The organism is Trichocoleus desertorum AS-A10 (assembly GCF_039962155.1).
Lineage (GTDB): Bacteria > Cyanobacteriota > Cyanobacteriia > FACHB-46 > FACHB-46 > Trichocoleus.
The window spans coordinates 81,869-102,116 of sequence record NZ_JAMPKN010000002.1 but is presented as its reverse complement, the minus strand read 5'-3'; the positions used below and the strand labels follow the sequence as shown (position 1 = coordinate 102,116).

Below are 20,248 nucleotides of genomic sequence, written 5' to 3'. Positions count from 1 at the left end.
CTTCAAACTGAGGATCAGTAAACAGGTCGGAGGTCAATAAATCCGAGTGAATTGGCAAATTCTAAACTTCGGACTTGACTTAACGCCTGAAAATAACTAATCCTTCACAGTTCTCAATTCCGGTTAGGGCTGTTGAGCTTGATTTTGAGATTCAGCATCTTGACGAGTAAAAGCTAAGTGCGATTTAGATTCGCCAGTTGTCAAGCTGACCCAACCCAATCCTTCACTGGTGCCTACCCACACTTTATTTCCCGTGTCAGGAGAGAGGGCCAAAATTTCATCAGAAGGCAAGTTAGGGATTTGACCCGCGATCGCTCCGTTGTAAGGATTGACCCGCACCAAGCCCTTAGTGGTGCCAACCCAAAGACTCCCCACTTTGTCGAACTGTACCGATATGACATTGCGACCCCGGAGCTGAGTCACCGATCGCAGTACTTGGCCAGTCCTAGGGTCAACTTCGAGCAGTGCATTGGGAGTGCCAGCCCACAAAGTCCCTCTAGGACCCAGCGTCAAAGCTTGAACTGTAGTTCCGGGCACATCCGGCTGTTGTCTTAGGATAAAGCCATTGGCAGTATTGATCTGCACCAATCCCTCTAAAGTGCCCACCCACAGTTGCCCTTGCGGGTCGAGGCTTAAAGCATTGGCACTCACCCCTGGCAAATCTTTCACGGTGGTCATTAGCAGCCCTTGGTCGGGGCTAATCAGTGCCAAACCGCGATCGGTGCCTACCCACAGATAACCCCGACGATCGGTTAGCAGCGACAAGACCCGGTTAGAAGGTAGGGAGAAATTTTGGGCGGTCGTTTCATTGCTCCGGGGGTCAACGCGCAACAGACCTGTATAAGTTCCTACCCAAATCCGCCCCACTTTGTCTTGCGCCAAGGCTCCAATGGTGTAGTTTGGCAGTTTAATTCGCGCCAAAATGTTGCCTGTATTGGGGTTAATCCGGGCTAAACCCTGCCAAGACCCCACCCACAAACTGCCTGTAGACCCTGGCTGTAAGGCAGTCACCCGGAAATCTGCTCCCAGGGTTTCAGTTTCTTGTGATTGACGATCGCTAGGTAGCGGCCTCACGCGTAGGGGTGGCGCTTCTCTAGGGTAAACGGGCGCGCTACCTCCAACTGCTGATTGAGCCAAGGTACGGCTAGCTAGCCCGTTAAATTGACTAATTACCCCCGGCAAACCTAGCCATAGCAATGTGGCACCAAAAATCACACCAAGATGAGTTCGCAAAGCTGCCATGACAAAGCTCCTACCGTGGGAAGTAAGCAGTGAAATAATAGACGTCAAATGAGAGGCTCTCAACCCAGTAAGTGTATGAATTTCAGAGCGCGATCGCCCTTAATTATCTAGGAATAGAGAATTTCGACCCACCCTACTATAAGCCTTAGGGACAGCCGAGTTGAGTCCCTAGAGCTAGAACAGTCGGGGCTGAATAGCATCTTGTGCATCAGCATACCCTGCTAGTTCCTGAATCAGTCAGGAATTCGGCAAAAAATGTTCCGAATTTAGAGCGATCGCCAGCTACTAGATGCAAATAGATGCAAATAAATTAAGCGTTAAAAATTGCTTGGCCGTGAAAAAAACATAGGCTTGATCAGTGGGCGATCGTAAGGCCCCCTACTTTGAATACGACTTGATGAATTTATATAATATTTCCCTGAGATTCTTGATCCCCAATTTATTTTCAATTGAACTCTACATGCATAAAATGGCAAGTTTTCAAATGAACTTAATTTAAGAAAACGACGAATTAATGCGGTTCTACTCCTGTTTGAATTGAGATCCATCAAGAAAAATATGTAACTTTTACTTTTAAGATCTTTCTATAAGTAAAAAATATAAGTGAGTAAAGAATGTTTAAGGTTTAGCTTATTGAATTCCTGATATATTTTGTTTGAGCTTACCGATGGGCACAGAGTGAACCAGGTAAAAGGTGGGGTCGCACCAGCTTAGTGAAGCTTTGGCAATGTCAAGTTCATAGGCAAAGGTACCTACGCACAGTATTCAGACTCGGTTAGAGAAGTATCTTTATAGTCTCAATTTGGTCTGGATGCACTCAGTTAATCGATGTAAGTTGAGTGATTCCTAGGAAGGGAAAGTATGTCATATTCGCAAAGTAAGACTCAGACAAAAACTGGGTATCAGGCTGGTGTTAAAGATTATCGCCTGACCTATTACACCCCAGACTACACACCCAAAGATACAGACGTGTTGGCTGCTTTCCGGGTAACTCCTCAGCCTGGCGTTCCTCCCGAAGAAGCTGGCGCTGCTGTAGCTGCTGAGTCTTCCACAGGTACTTGGACCACTGTATGGACCGACTTGCTGACCGACCTCGATCGCTACAAGGGTCGTTGCTACGATATCGAGCCCGTTCCTGGTGAAGACAACCAGTACTTCTGCTACGTCGCTTACCCTCTCGACCTGTTCGAAGAAGGTTCTGTGACCAACATGTTGACCTCGATTGTAGGTAACGTGTTTGGTTTCAAAGCACTCCGGGCTCTGCGTCTTGAAGACATGCGGATTCCTGTTGCTTACTTGAAGACCTTCCAAGGTCCTCCCCACGGGATTCAAGTTGAGCGCGACAAACTGAACAAGTACGGTCGTCCTCTGTTGGGTTGCACCATCAAGCCTAAGCTTGGTTTGTCTGCTAAGAACTATGGTCGTGCCGTTTACGAATGTCTACGGGGTGGTCTCGACTTCACCAAAGACGACGAAAACATCAACTCTCAGCCTTTCATGCGCTGGCGCGATCGCTTCCTGTTCGTTCAAGAAGCAATTGAAAAAGCTCAAGCTGAAACTGGCGAGATCAAGGGTCACTACCTCAACGTGACTGCTCCTACCTGTGAGCAAATGATGCAGCGGGCTGAATTCGCCAAAGAAATCGGCACCCCCATCATCATGCACGACTACCTCACCGGTGGTTTCACTGCAAACACCACCCTGGCTCGTTGGTGCCGTGATAATGGAGTCCTGCTCCATATTCACCGGGCTATGCACGCGGTTATCGACCGTCAGAAGAACCACGGTATTCACTTCCGCGTTTTGGCGAAGTGCTTACGGATGTCCGGTGGTGACCACCTGCATTCCGGTACCGTTGTAGGTAAGCTCGAAGGTGAAAAAGCGATCACCATGGGCTTCGTTGACCTGATGCGTGAGAACTACGTGGAGCAAGACCGCTCTCGTGGTATTTTCTTCACCCAAGACTGGGCTTCCATGCCTGGTGTAATGCCTGTGGCTTCTGGTGGTATCCATATTTGGCACATGCCAGCGCTGGTAGAAATCTTTGGTGATGACTCCTGCTTGCAGTTCGGTGGTGGTACCCTCGGTCACCCCTGGGGTAACGCACCTGGTGCAACCGCTAACCGCGTCGCCTTGGAAGCTTGTATCCAAGCTCGTAACGAAGGTCGCAACTTGATGCGTGAAGGCGGCGACGTCATCCGTGAAGCTTGCAAGTGGAGCCCTGAATTGGCGACCGCCTGCGAACTCTGGAAAGAAATCAAGTTCGAATTCGAGGCAATGGACACTCTCTAAGGCTGAAGGAAATACAAAGGATGAAGGCAAACTTCATCCTTCATCCCTCATCCTTCATCTGTTTCCATTGGCTGGGGTCGTTGCATGGATATCAAAAGAATTGCCAAAGATACAACGAAGGTGCTAGTTAGCTACCTGACTTACCAGGCAATGCGAACAGTCCTAGCTCAATTAAGTGAAACGAATCCGCCATTAGCCCTTTGGTTGCATCGCTTCTCTGGTCAAGGCACCATCCAAGACGGAGAACTATACCTCAAAGCGCTCCTGAAAGAAAATCAGGAACTGGCATTTCGCATCATGACCGTAAGAGAGCATCTAGCGGAGTCAGTAACCGAATTTCTACCCGAAATGGCGCGTGCTGACATTAAGCAGGCCAACGTTGAGCACCGGCGTCAACAGCTGGAGCGAATGAGCCAGCTCACCACGACTGATGCTCCCCCCCAGCCTGAACCTGTCCAAGATTCTGAATCTAATCTGGATAACCTACCGGGTTAGCAGTGAGATTTAGTCCACGTAAACGTAAGAAATAGCAACAGGACCCATGAGAACTCTACCCAAAGAGCGTCGTTACGAAACCTTATCCTATCTTCCCCCTCTGTCTGACGCTCAAATCACCAGACAACTCCAGTACATCCTCGACCAAGGCTACATTCCTGCTGTAGAGTTCAGCGAAGATTCTGATCCTGAGCAGCACTACTGGACTTTGTGGAAGTTGCCTCTGTTTGGTGCATCTAGCACTCAAGAAGTTCTCAGTGAAGTACGCGCTTGCCGCTCTGAGTACTCTGGTTCCTACATCCGTGTTGTGGGTTTCGACAACATCAAGCAGTGCCAAGTGTTGAGCTTTATCGTTCACAAGCCCAACACCAACCGCTACTAAGCTTGTATCTACCAAGTAAGCCAGGACATTTGCCGACCTGTGCTTAATATCAACCTAGTGCAATCACTCTCCTAGGTGAAAGTCTGGAGGGGTAGAAGACTCTACCTCTCCTTATTTTTTGGATTATTTAAGACTCTTTGCGCCATTTAGCGATCGTGTTTGTCAGAAAAACTTAACATTAGTTTTAGGCCCAGCAGTTTACTTCCCCCAACGTCATGAGCTACTACATCTCGCCTCGCTTCCTGGATAAGCTAGCTGTTCATATCACAAAAAACTTTCTCGATTTACCCAACGTCCGAGTTCCTTTGCTTTTAGGCATCCACGGTCGTAAAGGTGAGGGGAAATCTTTTCAGTGCGAGTTAGTTTTCGAGCGCCTGGGGGTCGAAGTTGTCCATATGTCGGCGGGCGAGTTAGAGAGTCCAGATGCGGGAGATCCGGCTCGCCTAATCCGCCTGAGATACCGAGAAGCTGCCGAGTTGGTGCGGACGCGAGGCAAAATGACCGTGCTGATGATCAACGACTTAGACGCTGGAGCTGGGCGACTTGATCAAGGGACGCAGTACACCGTAAACACCCAGTTGGTGAACGGCACCTTAATGAATATTGCCGACAACCCTACCAACGTCCAACTCCCTGGCAGTTACGACTCGACCCCATTGCACCGCGTGCCGATCATTATCACAGGAAATGACTTGTCAACTTTATACGCCCCCCTGATCCGGGACGGGCGGATGGATAAGTTCTATTGGGAGCCGAATCGGGACGACAAAATTGGCATTGTTGGTGGCATTTTTGAAGCGGATGCGATTCAGCAGCAAAACATTGAACAGCTTGTCGATCACTTTATCAATCAGTCTGTCGATTTCTTTGGAGCGCTCCGGGCTCGGCTCTACGATGAACAGGTGCTGAACTTCATTAAAGATGTCGGGTACGATCGCGTCTCCCTCAGGGTGGTTAATAGTGGCGATCGCCCCCCCGAATTCCACAGACCTGACTTTAGCTTGCCGCATCTAATTGAAGTCGGTGAATTTATGGTGCAAGAACAGCAACGGGTGCAGCAAATGCGCTTGTCAGAAGAATACAATCGCAACTTGCGGCTAGGATTCCATCGGACCAATGAAGAGGAATCTCGCCCGGCTCCCCAACCTCGACCTGAACAGCCAATCGCTCCTCCTCAGCCTGTCAATGGCAACCGTTCCAAAAGCGTGAACCAGGAATCTAACCAGCGTCCCCAGCCTACAGCTCAGCAGACCCACTCTACTAGCACCAAGTTAAATGTTGAGGCGGCGGACCAAGTCCAGCAAATTTTGGCTCAAGGCTACCGCTTGGGCATTGAATTTGTGGATGAGCGTCGCTTCCGTACTAACTCCTGGCAATCCTACGCTGCGATTCAAGGCCATGAGTCAGAAGCGATCGCAGCGTTAGAGGCCTGCTTAGCAGAGCATAGTAATGACTACGTTCGGGTGGTGGGCATTGATCCCAAAGCCAAGCGCCGCATGATGGAAACGGTAGTTCAACGCCCAAATGGCAAATCGAGTTAATAATTTGAGTTGCTAGATAGAAAAATTGACGTAACTCGAGCTATAATAAGGATCGACTCGGACCCACGCGGCCATAACGCCCAAATCTTGTCAGGACCGGAAGGTAGCAGCAATACGGGATGCTTATAGCAGGCGTGGTCTCCGGGTCTCCTTTGTTTTAAAGGGTACTTACAGACTGCCAGGGGCGATCGCTACATATTACGCTTACCTGAGCTTATAGAGTTTTTCATTTAACAAGCTAAGCTAGCAAGCCAAGCATTATAGCTATGGGCAGTGATTTCGATTTCTGCTTATCCTAGAAGCATCTGCTTCAAGAGTCTGGATGCTAGAAGTGCAAATATGGCAAAACTTCCAGCATGGCTCACTACAATTAAACTTTTAAGCTGCTAAGGAGCTGTGGTTGATATGGCTGGATTTGGAGATCTTGTCCAAAAAGCGTTTTACCTAGGAGTCGGACTGGCCTCCTATGCAGGCGAGAAAGCAGGCGGCAAGCTAGGGGAACTACGGGTACAAGCCCAAAAACTAGCAGATGAACTCGTGGCTAAGGGCGAGATGAGCACAGAAGAAGCCCGTCGATTTGTTGACGATATGGTGAATCGAGCCCAGCAACCTGGGGCAACTCCCGCTCCAGAGCCAACAAGCTCCGAACCGCGACGGATCGAAATTCTCTCAGATGATGAAGAGCCAACTAAGGCTGAAACGCAAAATGTAGACAATTTGCGCCAGCAAGTGATGGATTTGCAAGAGGAACTACGGCGGCTAGAGCGAGAGTAGTTGCTGTGTGTAAACAGAATGCTACGGAGTCATCTATCTAAGTTATGATTTTTGATCAGTCTCCCTCACCAATTGCTAAAGCTGAAGTTGGTAGATGGGGGTTTCATCCAGTGTGTTGGCGCTGACTAGAGACAAACTCGGCGCAGTCCCAGATCTCGCTTGCAGACAAGCAACAAACCTATGGAAGATTGGTCAAAAGATTTCTTTACTGGTTTCGAATTAGTAGCTGATGAAGTAGAGCTGTTCTTTTTAGAGGTAAAGCGAGATATTGATGATGCGATCGATATCTTTGCCAAGCTCTCAGAGGAAATCGTAGAACAAGTACAAGGCACGATTTTTACTGAGGTTGACCAGCGACTTGATGAGCTGACCAGCTCGTTCCTCGAGCTATATTTTGGGTTGGAGAGTTCCGACATAGAATCGATGGAACCTTTGTTCTACAACGTAGAGCCAATTGTCACTAAACATCCTGCTTGCATGGGATGTAGCCACTATCATGGGCAAATCTATGGTGGTAATCCCCTAGTCTGTGGCATGCACCCCTACGGAGTAGAGACAGAGAAGTGCTCTGACTGGGAATCGTTCTAGGGGTTCACTATACCTACAGCTAAACTCTTAGCGGGATAGTAAAGGGAAAAAGTGCCCTACAGGGCCTTGCCCTTGCCCAATATTTAGGGAATGAGTTAAGGCTGTAGTCACGTAATCTTTAGCCATCTTGGTAGCAGACAGTAAATCTTTGCCGTCTGCTAGATTGGCGGCGATCGCGGCTGAGAGAGTGCAGCCAGTGCCGTGGGTGTTTTTTGTGTCAACATTAGAAGTGGTCAAAGTTTCTAGATGCTGGCCATCAAACCAGACATCAACCCCTCGCAGTTCGCCAGCCATGCCCCCGCCTTTGACCAATACTGCTTTAGCTCCTAGCTGATAAATCCGTTGAGCCGCTGCTTGCATGTCATCGAGTGTGTCGATTGTCAGACCGCTTAAAAGTTGAGCCTCGTAACGATTGGGGGTGACGATCGCAGCTTGGGGAATTAAGGCATCTCTTAAGGTGGCGATCGCCGAGTCATCGATCAACTGTGCTCCAGTCCGAGACACCATGACTGGATCGACCACCAAATTCTGCAATCGCAAAAGCTGTACCTGCTGTGCCACCGCTGCGATAATTTCTTGGTTCAGCAGCATCCCCGTCTTAGCCGCTTGCACCCCAATGTCTTGCACCACCGCTTCTATCTGAGCCACGACAGCCGCAGCAGACAACGCATCAACGCGATTGACTCCTAAAGTATTTTGGGCCGTGATACAAGTGAGCGCACTAGTGCCATGCACTTGATGAAAGGCAAAAGTGCGTAAGTCAGCCTGAATTCCTGCCCCACCACCGCTATCAGAACCCGCGATCGTCAGTGCTACAGGAATCCGAGCATTCCCTGTCAGGGTCATATTAAATCAATCCAAAGTGACGAACTGAAATATCACTGCCTAAGGGCACTCAACTCTTGAGCGAGTCTTTAACGGGTTGGGGGTCTCTCTCTTCTTCTTTGAAGAAACTCAGGAATGTCTGGTTCACCAGGTCTATTTCTCGGCTCGTTGACTGGGGTTTGAGGAGCCTGAGGCGTAATCGGAGGGGTGACACCTCGGCGCAGTGGCGCGACTCTAGCGGGTTGAGCTGCGGGTTGAGCCTCACCCGTAAAGCCTGTGGCAATGACCGTGATCCGAATTTCTCCCTGCATACGCTCGTCGATGACTGCCCCAAAGATGATATTGGCATTGGGATCAACGACTTCATATATGATTTCGGCAGCCGCATTAACCTCATGCAGCGTTAAATCAGTGCCGCCCGTGATATTGAAGACCACCCCTTTAGCACCATCAATGGAGGATTCCAGAAGCGGTGATGAAATAGCTGCCATCGCAGCTTCTCTCGCCCGTGACTTGCCAGAACCAATGCCGATTCCCATCAATGCAGAGCCTGCATCAGCCATCACGGCTCGTACGTCTGCAAAGTCCACGTTAACCAAACCAGGGATGGTAATGATGTCCGAAATTCCCTGCACCCCTTGACGCAAAATATCATCGGCGACTCTAAAGGCCTCTTGAACCGGAGTCTGCTCGGAGATCACTGACAATAATTTGTCATTGGGAATAACGATCAGGGTGTCTACTCGGCTCTGTAGGGCTGCAATGCCCTCATCGGCTTGGCTGGTGCGTCGTCGGCCTTCAAAGGTAAATGGGCGAGTCACGACTCCCACCGTTAAAGCGCCAACTTCCTTAGCAATCTCGGCCACAATCGGAGCTGCACCAGTCCCAGTGCCACCGCCCATGCCAGCGGTGATGAACACTAAGTCAGAGTTTTCTAGGGCCGCCGCAATTTCATCGCGCGACTCTTCCGCTGCTTTCTGCCCGATCGCCGGATTACCACCTGCACCTAAACCACGAGTCAATTTTTGGCCAACTTGTAAATGCTTAGGGGCCATCGCTTGAGCTAAGGCTTGAGCATCCGTATTAACGGACCAAAACTCAACTCCTGATACGTCGCTGGCAATCATGCGATTGACTGCGTTGCCACCCCCTCCACCAACGCCAATTACTTTGATTTTGGCAACACTACTGGGGACAATCCCATCCATCCGAGATTCTTCTAGCACAACTTTTGCGTCGCGAGATTGATTAAACCGAACTGTAGAGTTGCTAAACGGGTTTTTGGCAGTATCTGCCACTGAGAAAGAGGATTGCTCTTCTGCGTGGGAGCCTTCGGTGATAGAGCCCAATTTACTATTAGATGTACTATTAGATGTCATTGGATCGGGGATGGCTTATAAACAACTTTTTAATTCTGGGCAGCGCTGGGCAACTCTAGTTAACTATAGGGTAAGTCGATTGAAAAACCAATGATAGCATTAGGCTCCCACCCATCTTTAATCTGATTTGATCTGACTGATCAGCAGCATTCCTAAAGATAGTTATCGCTGACTTATTACCTACAGGTGGCAAGCTCAATCAGTGCTATCCGTATTAGATTTTACCGAGTTATTGGCCTTCTGCATTTGAATTGAGGGAGCATCTGGATTTTGTAGATCGACATAAGCAACTTGCTTGGGATTCAGCTTGTCTGAGAGTTTTCGTAGCTGATCCATCGCTTGGATTTGCTGAGCAAATCTAGAACTATAAGAGCCGAAATGAAAGATTCCTAACTCAGTTTTAAGGACTATATTGCTTGGGTCACGCCAGTCAATTTCTGTGACTTTAACAGGGCTTTGGCTAACTGCTTGATACAGCTCAGCCCACTGCGATCGCTTCTGTTCTTGATAGCCAACAATTTTGAGAGTTGGCAACTGGAACGATTGATCAAAGGAAGTATAGCTCTCAATGGGAATCCAGACACCATTCGCATCCAGAAATCCCACATTTGAGAGACCTGTTGCTGGTTTTGTCTCTTTGTCTTTAACAGCTTCAGCGTTAGGGAGATCGGAGATCATGGCGACGGGATAGCGTTCTTTGACCTGCACAATCAGTCTGGGGGGGAATAGCTGACGTGCTACAGTGGCGTCCTCGATCGGCGCTTTTGATTCTAGCTGGGCTGCGATCGCTTGAGGTTCGAGTTGCAGCAACGATTGAGGATAAGCCATTGGCAATAAAGACTGAATGGCTTGGGCGGAGAGAAACCGATTACCTGCGATCGCCACTTGGTCCGGTTGGCGAATCACCCAACCTGGCAAGGTGATCACCCAAGCGAGCCCTCCCGCTAGACCGCTGACTGCTATGGTGCGCCAACTGGTCTGTAAGGCTTTCAAGCGTCGTTCTTGGCGGAGCTTCTGGCGTCTTTGCGCGAGTTCGTTTTGAGAGACTGATGAAATACTAGTCATCGGCACCTCTCAATTCGAAAAAGGAAGAGTATGGAGGGACGGGGGAAGATGCATAAGTTTGCGAGTGCAGCGAGGAATGGGCAATTGGGCAATTGGGTGAAGAGCGGACTGGTTACCAAACCATCAACTGAATTGACGAGGAATTGACTGTGGTTGCAACCAACCCTGTAGAAGTTTAATCGCTACTGGCTTAATTTGCGATCGCTAGAGCCAAATCTAAGAGGGGATCGCTCCTAGTAGAGGAGGAATTGGCCGCTCGTTGCCCTAGGTTGCCAGATTTAGCATGCAACGTGGCAAATTCCAAGAATTTTACTAGCTTTTATAAAATACGTTGGGGCGATCGCCGGAGTCGCGAGGCGCTAAACAGCTAGGAGTAGCTAGCAAGTTCTTGTTGCAGATGTCTACCCCAATTCGCTGCTAATGTGACATCCGTGAAAGGGATGCGAATGGGCTGGGCTGGGTTAGGTAAAGAAAATTCTAGAAAAATACTACGACCTTTTTGTGGCAATGCGTTTAAGTCTACTGCTTGGTCGTCCACTAGTAGGCGAATGGCTTGAACTTCCTTGAGTGAAAAAGCAGCTAAATTAATCGGGCCGCGACGGGTGGGTTGCCCCCAAGTAAGGTCACTGCCCTGCTGCCCCAGAACGGCGTAAATATCGTATTTGGCTCGCTCAAATTGCTCTGCCCAGCGGCGGTAAGCTTCTACTTTTTGATACTCGTTCCAACCTGCCCAAGCGAGCCAAATAAAAACGCCTAGCAAGGGTAGCCACAAAAGACCTCTTTCCATAATCGAATTTAGAGATAATCTAGAAAAATTATCAGTCCGTAACTATCCTGCAATATTACCGCTACCCCCTAGTGCGTGAGCTATGGTTGAAGGCAACGAGCTGTAGTGATGAGTTTCTATGAGAAGGCTGGGGCTGGTGGGCTTGTTTCTGGCGGGGCTAATGTTAGCGATCGCCAGCTTTAAAGGATTGGCAGCAAACGGAACCTACGAATCGATTGTGCTGGATTTTCGCGAGGATATTCCAGCAGTGCAAATTCAACAACAGTTGGATGCGATCGCGCAGCAGTACCAAGTGAAGCCTCGGTTAAATAGCGAGTTCTCCGAGGGCGATCATCTTTACATTGTGGAAGGAAATTCTCGACTTCTACAAGCGCTACAAAAATCTAAACTGGCTAAGTCTACCGAAGCGATCGAGCCGAACTATATTTATCGAGCCTTTTTCACCCCTGACGACCCCGAATACAGCAAGCAATGGAACCTCAGAAGCATTAATGCGGAAGCTGCTTGGGATGAAACTAAGGGCAGTGGGGTTACCGTCGCCGTAATCGATACGGGAGTTAGCCGGGTACCTGACCTCAAAAACACTCAGTTTGTGGAAGGCTACGACTTTGTCAGCGATCGCAGTGATGCTAGTGATGACAACGGTCATGGTACTCACGTCGCAGGCACGATCGCTCAATCTACCAACAACGGTTATGGCGTGGCAGGAGTTGCTTATGAAGCAAACCTGATGCCTTTGAAGGTTTTGAGTGCGGCGGGTGGCGGCACAGTGGCCGATATTGCCGAAGCGATTAAGTTCGCTGCAGACCATGATGCTGACGTGATCAACATGAGCTTGGGGGGCGGCGGTGAAAGTGAAGTCATGCAAGAAGCGATCGCCTATGCGCATGACAAAGGCGTGGTGATCATCGCTGCCGCAGGCAACGCCAATCAAAACTCAGCTTCTTACCCCGCTCGCTACCCACATGTGATTGGAGTTTCCGCTTTAGGCCCGACAGGTGAAAAAGCCATCTACTCCAACTATGGGGCAGGTGTAGATATCGCAGCCCCCGGTGGCCAAACCCAAGGTGAAGACAGCACAGGCGGCATTCTGCAAAATACCATTGATGCAGAAACGGGCGAACCGATCTTTGCGGCTTTCCAAGGCACTAGCATGGCTGCTCCTCATGTGGCTGGTGTAGCAGCGCTGATCAAAGCGTCTGGGGTACAAGAACCCGATGCGATTCGGAATGTACTTTTGGAGTCGGCCCGCGCCGTCACAGATGACGGTCTCAACTACTATGGGGCAGGTCACTTAGATGCCGCCAATGCTGTGAAACTGGCAATGCGAGGGCAAATCACCTTCCGCGATTTCTTCCGCTGGCTGCGGGATAATGGCTATCTCAACCCCCGTTTTTGGATTGATGGCGGTGCCGTGGCCATACTACCTAAGGTCGCAATGGTGCTGGGGTCTTACTTGCTGGCTTGGTTCCTCCGCAACTACTTACCTTTCTGGAGTTGGCCGCTCACTAGTGGGTTAGTTGCTGGAAGCGCGGGGCTATTTGTCTTTCGCGGCTTTTATATTATGGATTTGCCCCAGTGGCCCTTCCGGGTGATGGGTAGTTCAATTCCCGAATTAGGCACGGCCCTTCAAGGGACAAATGCACTGAATCCTGTCTTTGCCAGCGTTTTGATTCCCTTCCTCTTGCTGGCCTTGTTTCTCGGCCATGCGGAATGGAAGTGGTTTGCCGTTGGCACAACTTTGGGAGTCGCCTCTTGCTTAGCCATTAGTGCGTTTATGTCTCCACACCTGCTTTGGCTCGGTACAGGCGCGATCGCCCAAGCTTACTTAGCCGTAAACGCCCTGTTGTGTTTCGGGTTAGCCTATCTGGTAACGAGAGGAGAAGGAGAAGCCGCATGAGTGTGAAAGTCACGGGCAAAATCGAGCGCAAAGGCATCGGACCTGGTACCTGGGCGTTAGTTGGCGAAGACGGCCAATCTTACGAACTGCACAAAGCTCCCGATGACTTGAAAAGGTCTGGCATCCAAGTCACAGTGGAAGGCCAAGTCCGGGAGGATGTGATGACATTCGCTATGATTGGCCCCGTTTTAGAAGTCACTAAATTTGAAGTGAAAGATTAACCTTCGCCAGCCGGAACTGTTTCTAGAACCGCCTGTAACCGACTTCTAAACTCACCTTTGGGGTGGCCGCCTTTGACTTCTCCAAGAATCTTAAATTCTGCATCAGGAGAGTCACAAACAATATAGGTGGGCCACCCCATCCCTTCTTTGTCAGGATATTGGGCCAACAAAATCTTGCGATACTGACGGTAAGTGGCCGTATCTTGCATCATGCAATTGATGAAGCGGAGACCGAGTTCTTCAGCCACCTTTTGGTCGTAGAAAGACATTTTGTGGCAAGTCCCACAGTCTTCTGAAGAAAACTTGATAACAGCTCGATCCATAAAATTTCCTTGCCTTTGGCCAGCGAAACTGGTTAGCGAAACATTCAGCAACCCTGCGATCGCGGCTCACAAGCTGACGCTAGGGTTTAATTTCGATCATAGGTGCTGATGCGCGTTTACAGAGGTGGGTTGACGATATCGCTGAAGCGATCGCAAAACTTCCTGCTGACAGACCAGCCACCAGTACAAAGTCAAATTCACCAGTCCCAAAAGCTTTGTGCCATCTTCTAGCAGCATTCTGGCAGGTGCCCCTGGAGCCGCAATTCTGAGCAAATCGACCACCCTGGAAATGACAACTAGACTAATCGCTGCTAAGAGCAAGGCGTAGGGTGTGGAGTGAATCCGTTTCCGAAAGCTGAAGATATAGCCCAAGGCAGCTACGCCATAAAGGCTGGCAATTAACACTTTAGAAACGCCAAACCAAGTTACCAAACTAATCGTAATCCGGTAGACCTCATCAATCAAAATGACCGAAATTCCAGTGGCAGAGAGCAGGAGAAAACGGTCCAACCTACCCTGAGGGTGAATCTGCTTCATCAACCCTAAGCTAAAGGCACAATAGGCCACTGGTAAGCCCCACAGCACATTGGAGATCAGGGTGAGAAAGCCTAGGTGAGGCTGTTTGGTGGGGTCTGCTTTATGAAATAAGAACTCAATTTCCTGGGGACTGCCCCAAACTTTGGCATGCGTGAGCAAAACCAGGAAAAGTACCAAGGTTAAGCCATTGATCCACAGCACAGAACGATTGCCCAAAAGCTGTTGACGAATATTCTTCGTAATCGTGGATAAAGCGGATGCCATCTGCGAACCCGGGGGCTAGCTGCTTTCCGACCATAGCATCGAGCTTATGAAGCCGCAATCAAGGCAGTTGAGCGATCGCATCAAGCTCTAGTGAAGATCCAGGCCTTGAGCCAGCCCACAAAAGAAAACCCCCCGACTGCCCGAAGGAGCCAGGGGATTAAAATCAGGGTGCATCTACCAAACTACTTTTCTAGCGCCCTGCCTTGAGATCCGGAAGTTTGTCTGTACAAATGGACAATTTCTCTGATTAAGTGGCAAATGACTGGTAACTTTTTGCCTAACTTTACCGTCATTCCCTGAAGAGCGAAGGATGTTGTGCTCTCTGTAACTACTCCGCTCGATCTAGCTCATTTCAAGCTTTTTGGGCAGGATTGTCATTAGAGTAGAGTGAGAGCCGATTTGGCATCAGTGGTGGATGGAAGCTCTCAAAAAAGAGCTTGAGAGCAGGAGTGCATTTGTAGGTTAATGGTCTTGCGGAGTGTAGCTGTGACGCAGGAATTTCATCTTTCTGTTACCCCAGTTGGGGAAGATGAGTATTTAATACGGACGGAGCGAGTTGCCCCAGGGGTACCTCTAGCCGAAGAACAAGTGGTTTGGCCCGTTGAAGAGTGGCTAAATCAGGCGCGTCAGTTGATGAACGACCCGCTGCTGGGATTGTTGCAGGAAGATGTTTTTGATCCTGGGATAGATAAACTGCATAACCCAGGCAATCGCGAACTGGAATTGGTGCTCGGAGGCAGCGAGCCGAACCAAAATCTACCGCCACGGCATTTGGTAGCGTTAGGACAGCAGCTCTATAATGCTTTGTTCCAGGGTACGATCCGCGATAGCTGGATGACCGCACAAGGGATTGCCCAGCATCGGCGAGAAGTTTTGCGTTTACGTTTAGGTTTGAAGGGAGCCCGCTTAGTTCGCTTACCGTGGGAGGTATTGCACACCGGAGAGCGGCATCGCGTAGGTGGTGCTTCTCGGCCCTTAGCGACGGGCACAGATGTTTTATTTTCTCGCTATCAACCCAGCCCAGGTTTAGTCGGGGCAACAACCGCTCTGAGAGAGTTGATGCGTGAGTCGCAACAACCGCTCAAGATTTTGATGGCGATCGCAGCTCCAACGGATCAAGAGCAACTGGAGCTGAAACGTGAAGCACTACACCTGCAAGAAGAATTGCGTAGCCGTCATGGAACTGCCTCAGAAGCAGGGGGCAGCACAGCAGAAATTCAGTTGACGATCTTAGACCAACCCGATCGCGAGCAGTTGACTCAAGCTCTAGAGCAAGGCCAGTTTCAAGTTTTGCACTATGCGGGCCACAGCAACTTAGGGGCCGCAGGAGGCAACCTCTACTTGGTGAACGGCAAAACTGGGCTAACTGAGGTGCTGAGTGGAGATGACTTGGCTGGGCTTTTGGTCAACAATGGCATCCGCATGGTAGTGTTTAACTCCTGCCGTAGTGCCTATACCGCCACTTCAGATTTGGAGCATGAGATTGGCGAACAGAATCTCGCTGAAGCTTTGGTGCAGCGGGGCATTCCTGGCGTATTGGCAATGGCTGAGCGGATTCCAGATGATGTGGCACTGACCTTAACCCGCTTGTTTTATCGCAATCTGAAGCAAGGGTATCCAGTGGATCTCAGCTTGAGTCGGGCACGTCAGGGGTTGATCTCGGCCTATGGCTCTCACCAGTTGTACTGGGCTTTGCCCATTCTCTATCTGCATCCCGAATTTGATGGGCAGTTGATCACTGGGAACGTACCAGACCTTTACAGTGCGGCTCAAGAAATGGCGACTGCACGTTGGCGGAGTCCTAGCGATCGCCCTACCAATCACTTAACTCCCTTAGGAGAGGTTCATCATTCTGGTTTGACTGACGAGGAAGCCTTCCTAGCCTCCGCTCAGTCTTTAAATGGCATAGCAGCAGATTTAGAGGACGATCCCTACGACTACGGTGACGAAGACCTAGGTGAGTTAGATGATCTGGAGTTTGATGATGAGTTCGGGTCCGAAGCCGACTCGGCTTTAGTGGCTGAGTTGATTGAGCAGTTGTCAAAAAATCCTACCGATCCCCAACTGACCGCAGAAGAACCGTTTTTGTCTGCTCCTGCGGCTGAAAATCTCCGATCAGAGTCTCAGCGCCCCCCTTATCTGGATTTGCCAGGCTCACCCAAACCCCAACCTACCTCGCCTAAGTCCACGCCTCCTCGCAACCCGCCACCTCAAACGCAGCCGTCTACCAACTCAGCGATCGATCCGCGCTTAAGTCAAGTCTTCTCGGATTTGGAGCAAGGCTTAGCTGCCCCTACCAATGCTAGTACCGCGATCGCCACGGCTCGAAGAGCAATTCAAGCAAATCCCAATGATGTTGATGCCTACAACCAGCTAGGATTAGCCCTCTATCAACAAGGTAACTTTGCGGATGCGATCGCTGCTTACCAAGCAGCCCTAAAAATTAACCCCAGCTTGGCTGAGGTGTATAGTAACTTGGCTTTAGCGCTATACAAGCAAGGCAAGGTTGCAGAAGCTAAAACAGCGTATCAACAAGCGGTGAGCCTAGCGGCACTGCCTGGCGGCACGAACTCAACCGCAGGTAGAAACTCAGCGTTACAGCCTGAATATCCTCGTCGAAGTTCTAATGGCTGGGGTGCTTGGTTGCAGCAGCCTCGCAGACGCTCTAAGTTGTGGCTGATCTTGGCGGCAGCAGGAGTCACGGCGATCGCCTTGTTCGGTTTCTGGTGGTTCCAGCGAAACCGAAGTCCTCAAGTTTCGATTCCAGCCTTGCCCGAATCTATCTCTAACAACTCCAACAATTCTTTTGCCATTGATCCGCAAACCAACCAAACTACATTAGACCTGAAAGCAACTAATACGGCTACAGTCACAGCTGCGGCCATTGACTACCTGAGTCGGAAACAACTGGTCGCAGGGCAACAAGCGATCGCAGAACTGCTGGATCGTGGAGCCTTGCCTCAAGCCAGTGCCGCCTTGGCTGCCGTTCCTAATACTGTGATTGATGATCCAGCCGTGAGTTTTCTACGCGGTCGCTTGGCTTGGCAGTCGATGCAAACAGGCAACCAAGACTATAGCGTTGATGATGCCCGTCGTTACTGGGAAACTGCGGTTCGCCAACAAGCTGAAGCTGAACAGACTGATGCAGCATCGCTAGCTCTGTATCAAAATGCCTTAGGCTTCGCTTACTACGCTGAACAGAATTGGGACCGAGCTAATCGGGCTTGGTTCCAAGCACTCTACTTGCAAGAAGAAGCGCAAACGACTACGCCATCTGAGCCAGGTGTCATTGCTACCACTCCAACGGCAGCAACCGCGCCAGCCGCAACTGCAAGGCCAGGAAACCAAGAGAATCTGATGGCTTATGCTGGCCTAGCCCTAGTGCTAGCCAAGTCCGCCCAAAATCAACCTGCCGAACAGCGCGCTAACCTGCAAAATGAAGCGCTCAAGCTTTATCAAAAAGTGATGACTGAGAATCCAGTGGCCTTCCAGCCCGATGCCTTAAGCAAAAACTGGATGTGGACTGAATCTACGATCAAGGACTGGGGAGGGATCGCTAAACTCCAGCCGCAAACCTAAGATGCAATTTTTCTTGGACTGCACTCAGCTCAATGGCAAGTTTCTGGCCGTAGAGCTAAAGCAAAGAGGAAAGGGGTTTCTGTTTGCGCAGGTCCATCATCTCTGCTAGGCTCGCCTCGCCCCAGTCTAAAGGATGGCTTTCGTTCTCTGGAACCACAGTGACGACTGGTTCTATGATCACAGAATTTGGTGGGTAGCCCCTTTGACTCATGCGCACAGGCTCAGCGTGGAGAACAGTGGTCGCTGGAGCATTGGCTCGTTTGACTGAAACCGCTGCTGCTTTTTTGCGGCGCATAGGTGAGCTGGGCCGGCGAGTCGCTGTTGCAGGCTGACGTTTTTGAGCCGCTTTCATTTGGAAGGGCATGGCTCGTTGCTTTGACTTTGGCTGTGCTTGCTGGGGCTTCGGCTCCATTCGTTCAATTCGTCGAGAAATGAAAATAGAACCGGCTGCACATCCTAAGGCAACAGCACTAAATAACCATAAATTGAGGTTTTGCTCCTGAAGCTCAGGAGAAGGAACTTTAGCGGGCGCTGGAGAAGGAACTTTAGCGGGCGCTGTAGCTACTTCTGGCTCAACAGGACCAGGATAAATTAACCCTTTGAGGGCAAATCCTCCCAGCAGTAGGACCAAGACTAAAGACGCTCCCCAAAGGATAAAAGGATGCTTTTGTATCAGTTGTGAAGTCGTACCCAAAAGCTGTGGCTGCCGATGGGGATGAGTCTGGTTAACCATAGCTACTTTCATCTTGGCTAGGGAGTCCAAAGGGTTTAGAAATGGGGATTTTAGCTAGAATTCCCTGTTGTCTCTAGATTGTACTGAAGCGATCGCCTTCTCGCCAAAAATTGTGATTTGGTTTTAGGAATGTCGCTCCAGAGCAAACTGAATGAGTTGATCAACCAAGGTTGGGAAGGCAACCCCACTAGCGGCCCACAGTTGAGGATACATGCTAGTCGCGGTAAAGCCAGGTAATGTATTGATTTCGTTAATCAACACTTCCCCCGTAGACTCCACATAAAAGAAGTCAATTCGCGCTAATCCCGCTGCATCGACCGCAGCAAATGCCTGCAAGGCCAGTGTTTGCACTTGAGCGGCGATCGCTTCTGGTAGAGGAGCAGGAATATGTAAATCGGCTCGCCCTTCCGTGTACTTTGTTTCATAGTCGTAGAAATCACTGTTATAAGTGATCTCTCCTACGATAGAGGCTTGCGCTTGGTCATTCCCTAAAATTGCGCATTCCACTTCTCTAGCCACGACTCCAGCTTCGACAATTAAGCGGCGATCGTAACTCGCGGCACTGTCTAATGCTGCTTCTAGTTGAGCGCGCGATCGCACCTTGGCAATACCGACTGAAGAACCTAAGTTAGCAGGCTTAACAAAGCAGGGATAGCCCAAGGTCGCTTCGATTTCGTCACAGAGTTTGGGATACACGCAGGGGTTAGACCAAACTTGGGAGCGGTTGACCGTCATATATTTGACTTGTGCCAAACCTGCCTGAGCAAAAGCGCTCTTCATGGCGATCTTGTCCATGCCTACTGAGGAAGCCAGTACGCCTGACCCGACATAAGGCACTTGCATCAACTGCAACAAACCTTGAATGGTGCCATCTTCTCCATTAGGTCCATGCAGAATAGGAAACCAAACATCGATTTCGGCGGTTAGGGGTGGAAACTGCCAAAGATGAGTGCGGCTACTAGCTGTTGAGGATGTTTCTTCAGAGGGCAGCGGCACGCCAGACTCTAGAACTGACTGAGCAACTTCTGGAGCTTGCCAACGGCCATCTTTTTGGATGTAGAAAGGCAGCACTTCGTACTTGCTAGGATTTGGGTCTGTGTTTAAGGCGTTGGCGATCGCCCTGGCCGAACGAATCGAAACTTCATGCTCCCCCGAGCAACCGCCGAACAGCAACCCCACCCGCAGCTTCGTCATGACTGATCCTTCTGGCACAATCTATCGCAGCTAGCGTATCACACCCACCTGATCTTGCCAGAGCCAATCTAGAACAATTTCTGGGATTGTAATTTCTGGAATTGTTTAGATCAGCGATCGCTAGCTA

18 protein-coding genes and 1 other RNA gene are annotated in these 20,248 nt (G+C 50.0%); 10 read left to right on the top strand and 9 right to left on the bottom strand.

Annotated features, from left to right (window positions below):
• Positions 1-123: 123 nt before the first annotated feature.
• Positions 124-1,242, bottom strand: coding sequence for a ligand-binding sensor domain-containing protein (locus NDA01_RS04260; protein ID WP_348227007.1), 1,119 nt, complete (start codon positions 1,240-1,242; stop codon positions 124-126).
• An 861-nt stretch (positions 1,243-2,103) separates the two neighbouring features.
• Between NDA01_RS04260 and NDA01_RS04255 the strand changes: the two genes are divergently transcribed.
• The 7 genes from NDA01_RS04255 (at position 2,104) to NDA01_RS04225 (ending at position 7,314) form a co-directional block, all read left to right on the top strand.
• Positions 2,104-3,534 (top strand): form I ribulose bisphosphate carboxylase large subunit, encoded by a 1,431-nt coding sequence (locus NDA01_RS04255; protein ID WP_190431588.1) that lies wholly within the window; start codon positions 2,104-2,106, stop codon positions 3,532-3,534.
• A gap of 84 nt (positions 3,535-3,618) precedes the next feature.
• Positions 3,619-4,029, top strand: a complete 411-nt coding sequence (rcbX, locus tag NDA01_RS04250; protein WP_190431590.1) for a RuBisCO chaperone RbcX — start codon at positions 3,619-3,621, stop codon at positions 4,027-4,029.
• Between the two features lie 46 nt (positions 4,030-4,075).
• Positions 4,076-4,411: a ribulose bisphosphate carboxylase small subunit gene (locus NDA01_RS04245; RefSeq protein ID WP_190554203.1), complete on the top strand. Its 336-nt coding sequence runs from the start codon at positions 4,076-4,078 to the stop codon at positions 4,409-4,411.
• Positions 4,412-4,626: 215 nt separating this feature from the next.
• Positions 4,627-5,952 (top strand): RuBisCO small subunit-like domain-containing protein, encoded by a 1,326-nt coding sequence (locus NDA01_RS04240; protein WP_348227006.1) that lies wholly within the window; start codon positions 4,627-4,629, stop codon positions 5,950-5,952.
• Positions 5,953-6,006: 54 nt separating this feature from the next.
• Positions 6,007-6,103, top strand: an RNA gene (ffs, locus tag NDA01_RS04235) — signal recognition particle sRNA small type.
• A 254-nt stretch (positions 6,104-6,357) separates the two neighbouring features.
• Positions 6,358-6,726: a phasin family protein gene (locus NDA01_RS04230; protein ID WP_190431595.1), complete on the top strand. Its 369-nt coding sequence runs from the start codon at positions 6,358-6,360 to the stop codon at positions 6,724-6,726.
• 180 nt (positions 6,727-6,906) lie between these two features.
• Complete coding sequence (locus NDA01_RS04225) at positions 6,907-7,314, top strand: hypothetical protein (RefSeq protein ID WP_348227005.1); 408 nt, start codon at positions 6,907-6,909, stop codon at positions 7,312-7,314.
• Positions 7,315-7,341: 27 nt separating this feature from the next.
• On the opposite strand, the gene thiD is transcribed toward NDA01_RS04225, so the two are convergent.
• The 4 genes from thiD to NDA01_RS04205 all read right to left on the bottom strand — a co-directional run bounded on the left by thiD (position 7,342) and on the right by NDA01_RS04205 (position 11,370).
• The gene (gene thiD, locus NDA01_RS04220; protein WP_348227004.1) at positions 7,342-8,160 is read right to left on the bottom strand and encodes a bifunctional hydroxymethylpyrimidine kinase/phosphomethylpyrimidine kinase; all 819 of its coding nucleotides are present in this window, start codon (positions 8,158-8,160) and stop codon (positions 7,342-7,344) included.
• Between the two features lie 68 nt (positions 8,161-8,228).
• Positions 8,229-9,518 carry a cell division protein FtsZ gene (gene ftsZ, locus NDA01_RS04215; protein ID WP_190431602.1) on the bottom strand — a complete coding sequence of 430 codons (1,290 nt, stop codon included), beginning with the start codon at positions 9,516-9,518 and terminating at the stop codon, positions 8,229-8,231.
• Positions 9,519-9,713: 195 nt separating this feature from the next.
• Positions 9,714-10,583 carry a cell division protein FtsQ/DivIB gene (locus NDA01_RS04210; protein WP_348227003.1) on the bottom strand — a complete coding sequence of 290 codons (870 nt, stop codon included), beginning with the start codon at positions 10,581-10,583 and terminating at the stop codon, positions 9,714-9,716.
• 367 nt (positions 10,584-10,950) lie between these two features.
• Entirely contained in the window at positions 10,951-11,370 is a 420-nt protein-coding gene (locus tag NDA01_RS04205; protein ID WP_190431605.1) for a hypothetical protein, read from the bottom strand.
• Between the two features lie 118 nt (positions 11,371-11,488).
• Here NDA01_RS04205 and NDA01_RS04200 point away from each other — a divergent pair, with 118 nt between their 5' ends.
• Positions 11,489-13,270 carry a S8 family peptidase gene (locus NDA01_RS04200; RefSeq protein ID WP_348227002.1) on the top strand — a complete coding sequence of 594 codons (1,782 nt, stop codon included), beginning with the start codon at positions 11,489-11,491 and terminating at the stop codon, positions 13,268-13,270.
• Positions 13,267-13,491, top strand: coding sequence for a hypothetical protein (locus NDA01_RS04195; RefSeq protein WP_348227001.1), 225 nt, complete (start codon positions 13,267-13,269; stop codon positions 13,489-13,491). Before NDA01_RS04200 ends, NDA01_RS04195 begins: the two co-directional genes overlap by 4 nt.
• On the opposite strand, the gene NDA01_RS04190 is transcribed toward NDA01_RS04195, so the two are convergent.
• Positions 13,488-13,814 carry a thioredoxin family protein gene (locus tag NDA01_RS04190; protein ID WP_190556086.1) on the bottom strand — a complete coding sequence of 109 codons (327 nt, stop codon included), beginning with the start codon at positions 13,812-13,814 and terminating at the stop codon, positions 13,488-13,490. The two genes, NDA01_RS04195 and NDA01_RS04190, sit on opposite strands and share 4 nt — an antisense overlap.
• Positions 13,815-13,910: 96 nt before the next feature.
• Positions 13,911-14,615, bottom strand: coding sequence for a DUF8692 domain-containing protein (locus tag NDA01_RS04185; protein ID WP_348227000.1), 705 nt, complete (start codon positions 14,613-14,615; stop codon positions 13,911-13,913).
• A gap of 486 nt (positions 14,616-15,101) precedes the next feature.
• Between NDA01_RS04185 and NDA01_RS04180 the strand changes: the two genes are divergently transcribed.
• Positions 15,102-18,194, top strand: coding sequence for a CHAT domain-containing protein (locus tag NDA01_RS04180; protein ID WP_348226999.1), 3,093 nt, complete (start codon positions 15,102-15,104; stop codon positions 18,192-18,194).
• A gap of 55 nt (positions 18,195-18,249) precedes the next feature.
• Here NDA01_RS04180 and NDA01_RS04175 read toward each other — a convergent pair whose 3' ends face one another.
• Both NDA01_RS04175 and NDA01_RS04170 read right to left on the bottom strand, forming a co-directional pair.
• Positions 18,250-18,927: a hypothetical protein gene (locus NDA01_RS04175; protein WP_348226998.1), complete on the bottom strand. Its 678-nt coding sequence runs from the start codon at positions 18,925-18,927 to the stop codon at positions 18,250-18,252.
• Between the two features lie 123 nt (positions 18,928-19,050).
• Positions 19,051-20,121, bottom strand: a complete 1,071-nt coding sequence (locus NDA01_RS04170; RefSeq protein ID WP_348226997.1) for a D-alanine--D-alanine ligase family protein — start codon at positions 20,119-20,121, stop codon at positions 19,051-19,053.
• Positions 20,122-20,248: the final 127 nt, after the last annotated feature.

Bases quoted from the DNA above. Each gene is read 5' to 3' on its own strand.
- NDA01_RS04260 (WP_348227007.1), bottom strand. From the start codon at position 1,242: ATGGCAGCTTTGCGAACTCATCTTGGTGTGATTTTTGGTGCCACATTG.
- NDA01_RS04255 (WP_190431588.1), top strand. From the start codon at position 2,104: ATGTCATATTCGCAAAGTAAGACTCAGACAAAAACTGGGTATCAGGCT.
- rcbX (WP_190431590.1), top strand. From the start codon at position 3,619: ATGGATATCAAAAGAATTGCCAAAGATACAACGAAGGTGCTAGTTAGC.
- NDA01_RS04245 (WP_190554203.1), top strand. From the start codon at position 4,076: ATGAGAACTCTACCCAAAGAGCGTCGTTACGAAACCTTATCCTATCTT.
- NDA01_RS04240 (WP_348227006.1), top strand. From the start codon at position 4,627: ATGAGCTACTACATCTCGCCTCGCTTCCTGGATAAGCTAGCTGTTCAT.
- NDA01_RS04230 (WP_190431595.1), top strand. From the start codon at position 6,358: ATGGCTGGATTTGGAGATCTTGTCCAAAAAGCGTTTTACCTAGGAGTC.
- NDA01_RS04225 (WP_348227005.1), top strand. From the start codon at position 6,907: ATGGAAGATTGGTCAAAAGATTTCTTTACTGGTTTCGAATTAGTAGCT.
- thiD (WP_348227004.1), bottom strand. From the start codon at position 8,160: ATGACCCTGACAGGGAATGCTCGGATTCCTGTAGCACTGACGATCGCG.
- ftsZ (WP_190431602.1), bottom strand. From the start codon at position 9,518: ATGACATCTAATAGTACATCTAATAGTAAATTGGGCTCTATCACCGAA.
- NDA01_RS04210 (WP_348227003.1), bottom strand. From the start codon at position 10,583: ATGACTAGTATTTCATCAGTCTCTCAAAACGAACTCGCGCAAAGACGC.
- NDA01_RS04205 (WP_190431605.1), bottom strand. From the start codon at position 11,370: ATGGAAAGAGGTCTTTTGTGGCTACCCTTGCTAGGCGTTTTTATTTGG.
- NDA01_RS04200 (WP_348227002.1), top strand. From the start codon at position 11,489: ATGAGAAGGCTGGGGCTGGTGGGCTTGTTTCTGGCGGGGCTAATGTTA.
- NDA01_RS04195 (WP_348227001.1), top strand. From the start codon at position 13,267: ATGAGTGTGAAAGTCACGGGCAAAATCGAGCGCAAAGGCATCGGACCT.
- NDA01_RS04190 (WP_190556086.1), bottom strand. From the start codon at position 13,814: ATGGATCGAGCTGTTATCAAGTTTTCTTCAGAAGACTGTGGGACTTGC.
- NDA01_RS04185 (WP_348227000.1), bottom strand. From the start codon at position 14,615: ATGGCATCCGCTTTATCCACGATTACGAAGAATATTCGTCAACAGCTT.
- NDA01_RS04175 (WP_348226998.1), bottom strand. From the start codon at position 18,927: ATGGTTAACCAGACTCATCCCCATCGGCAGCCACAGCTTTTGGGTACG.
- NDA01_RS04170 (WP_348226997.1), bottom strand. From the start codon at position 20,121: ATGACGAAGCTGCGGGTGGGGTTGCTGTTCGGCGGTTGCTCGGGGGAG.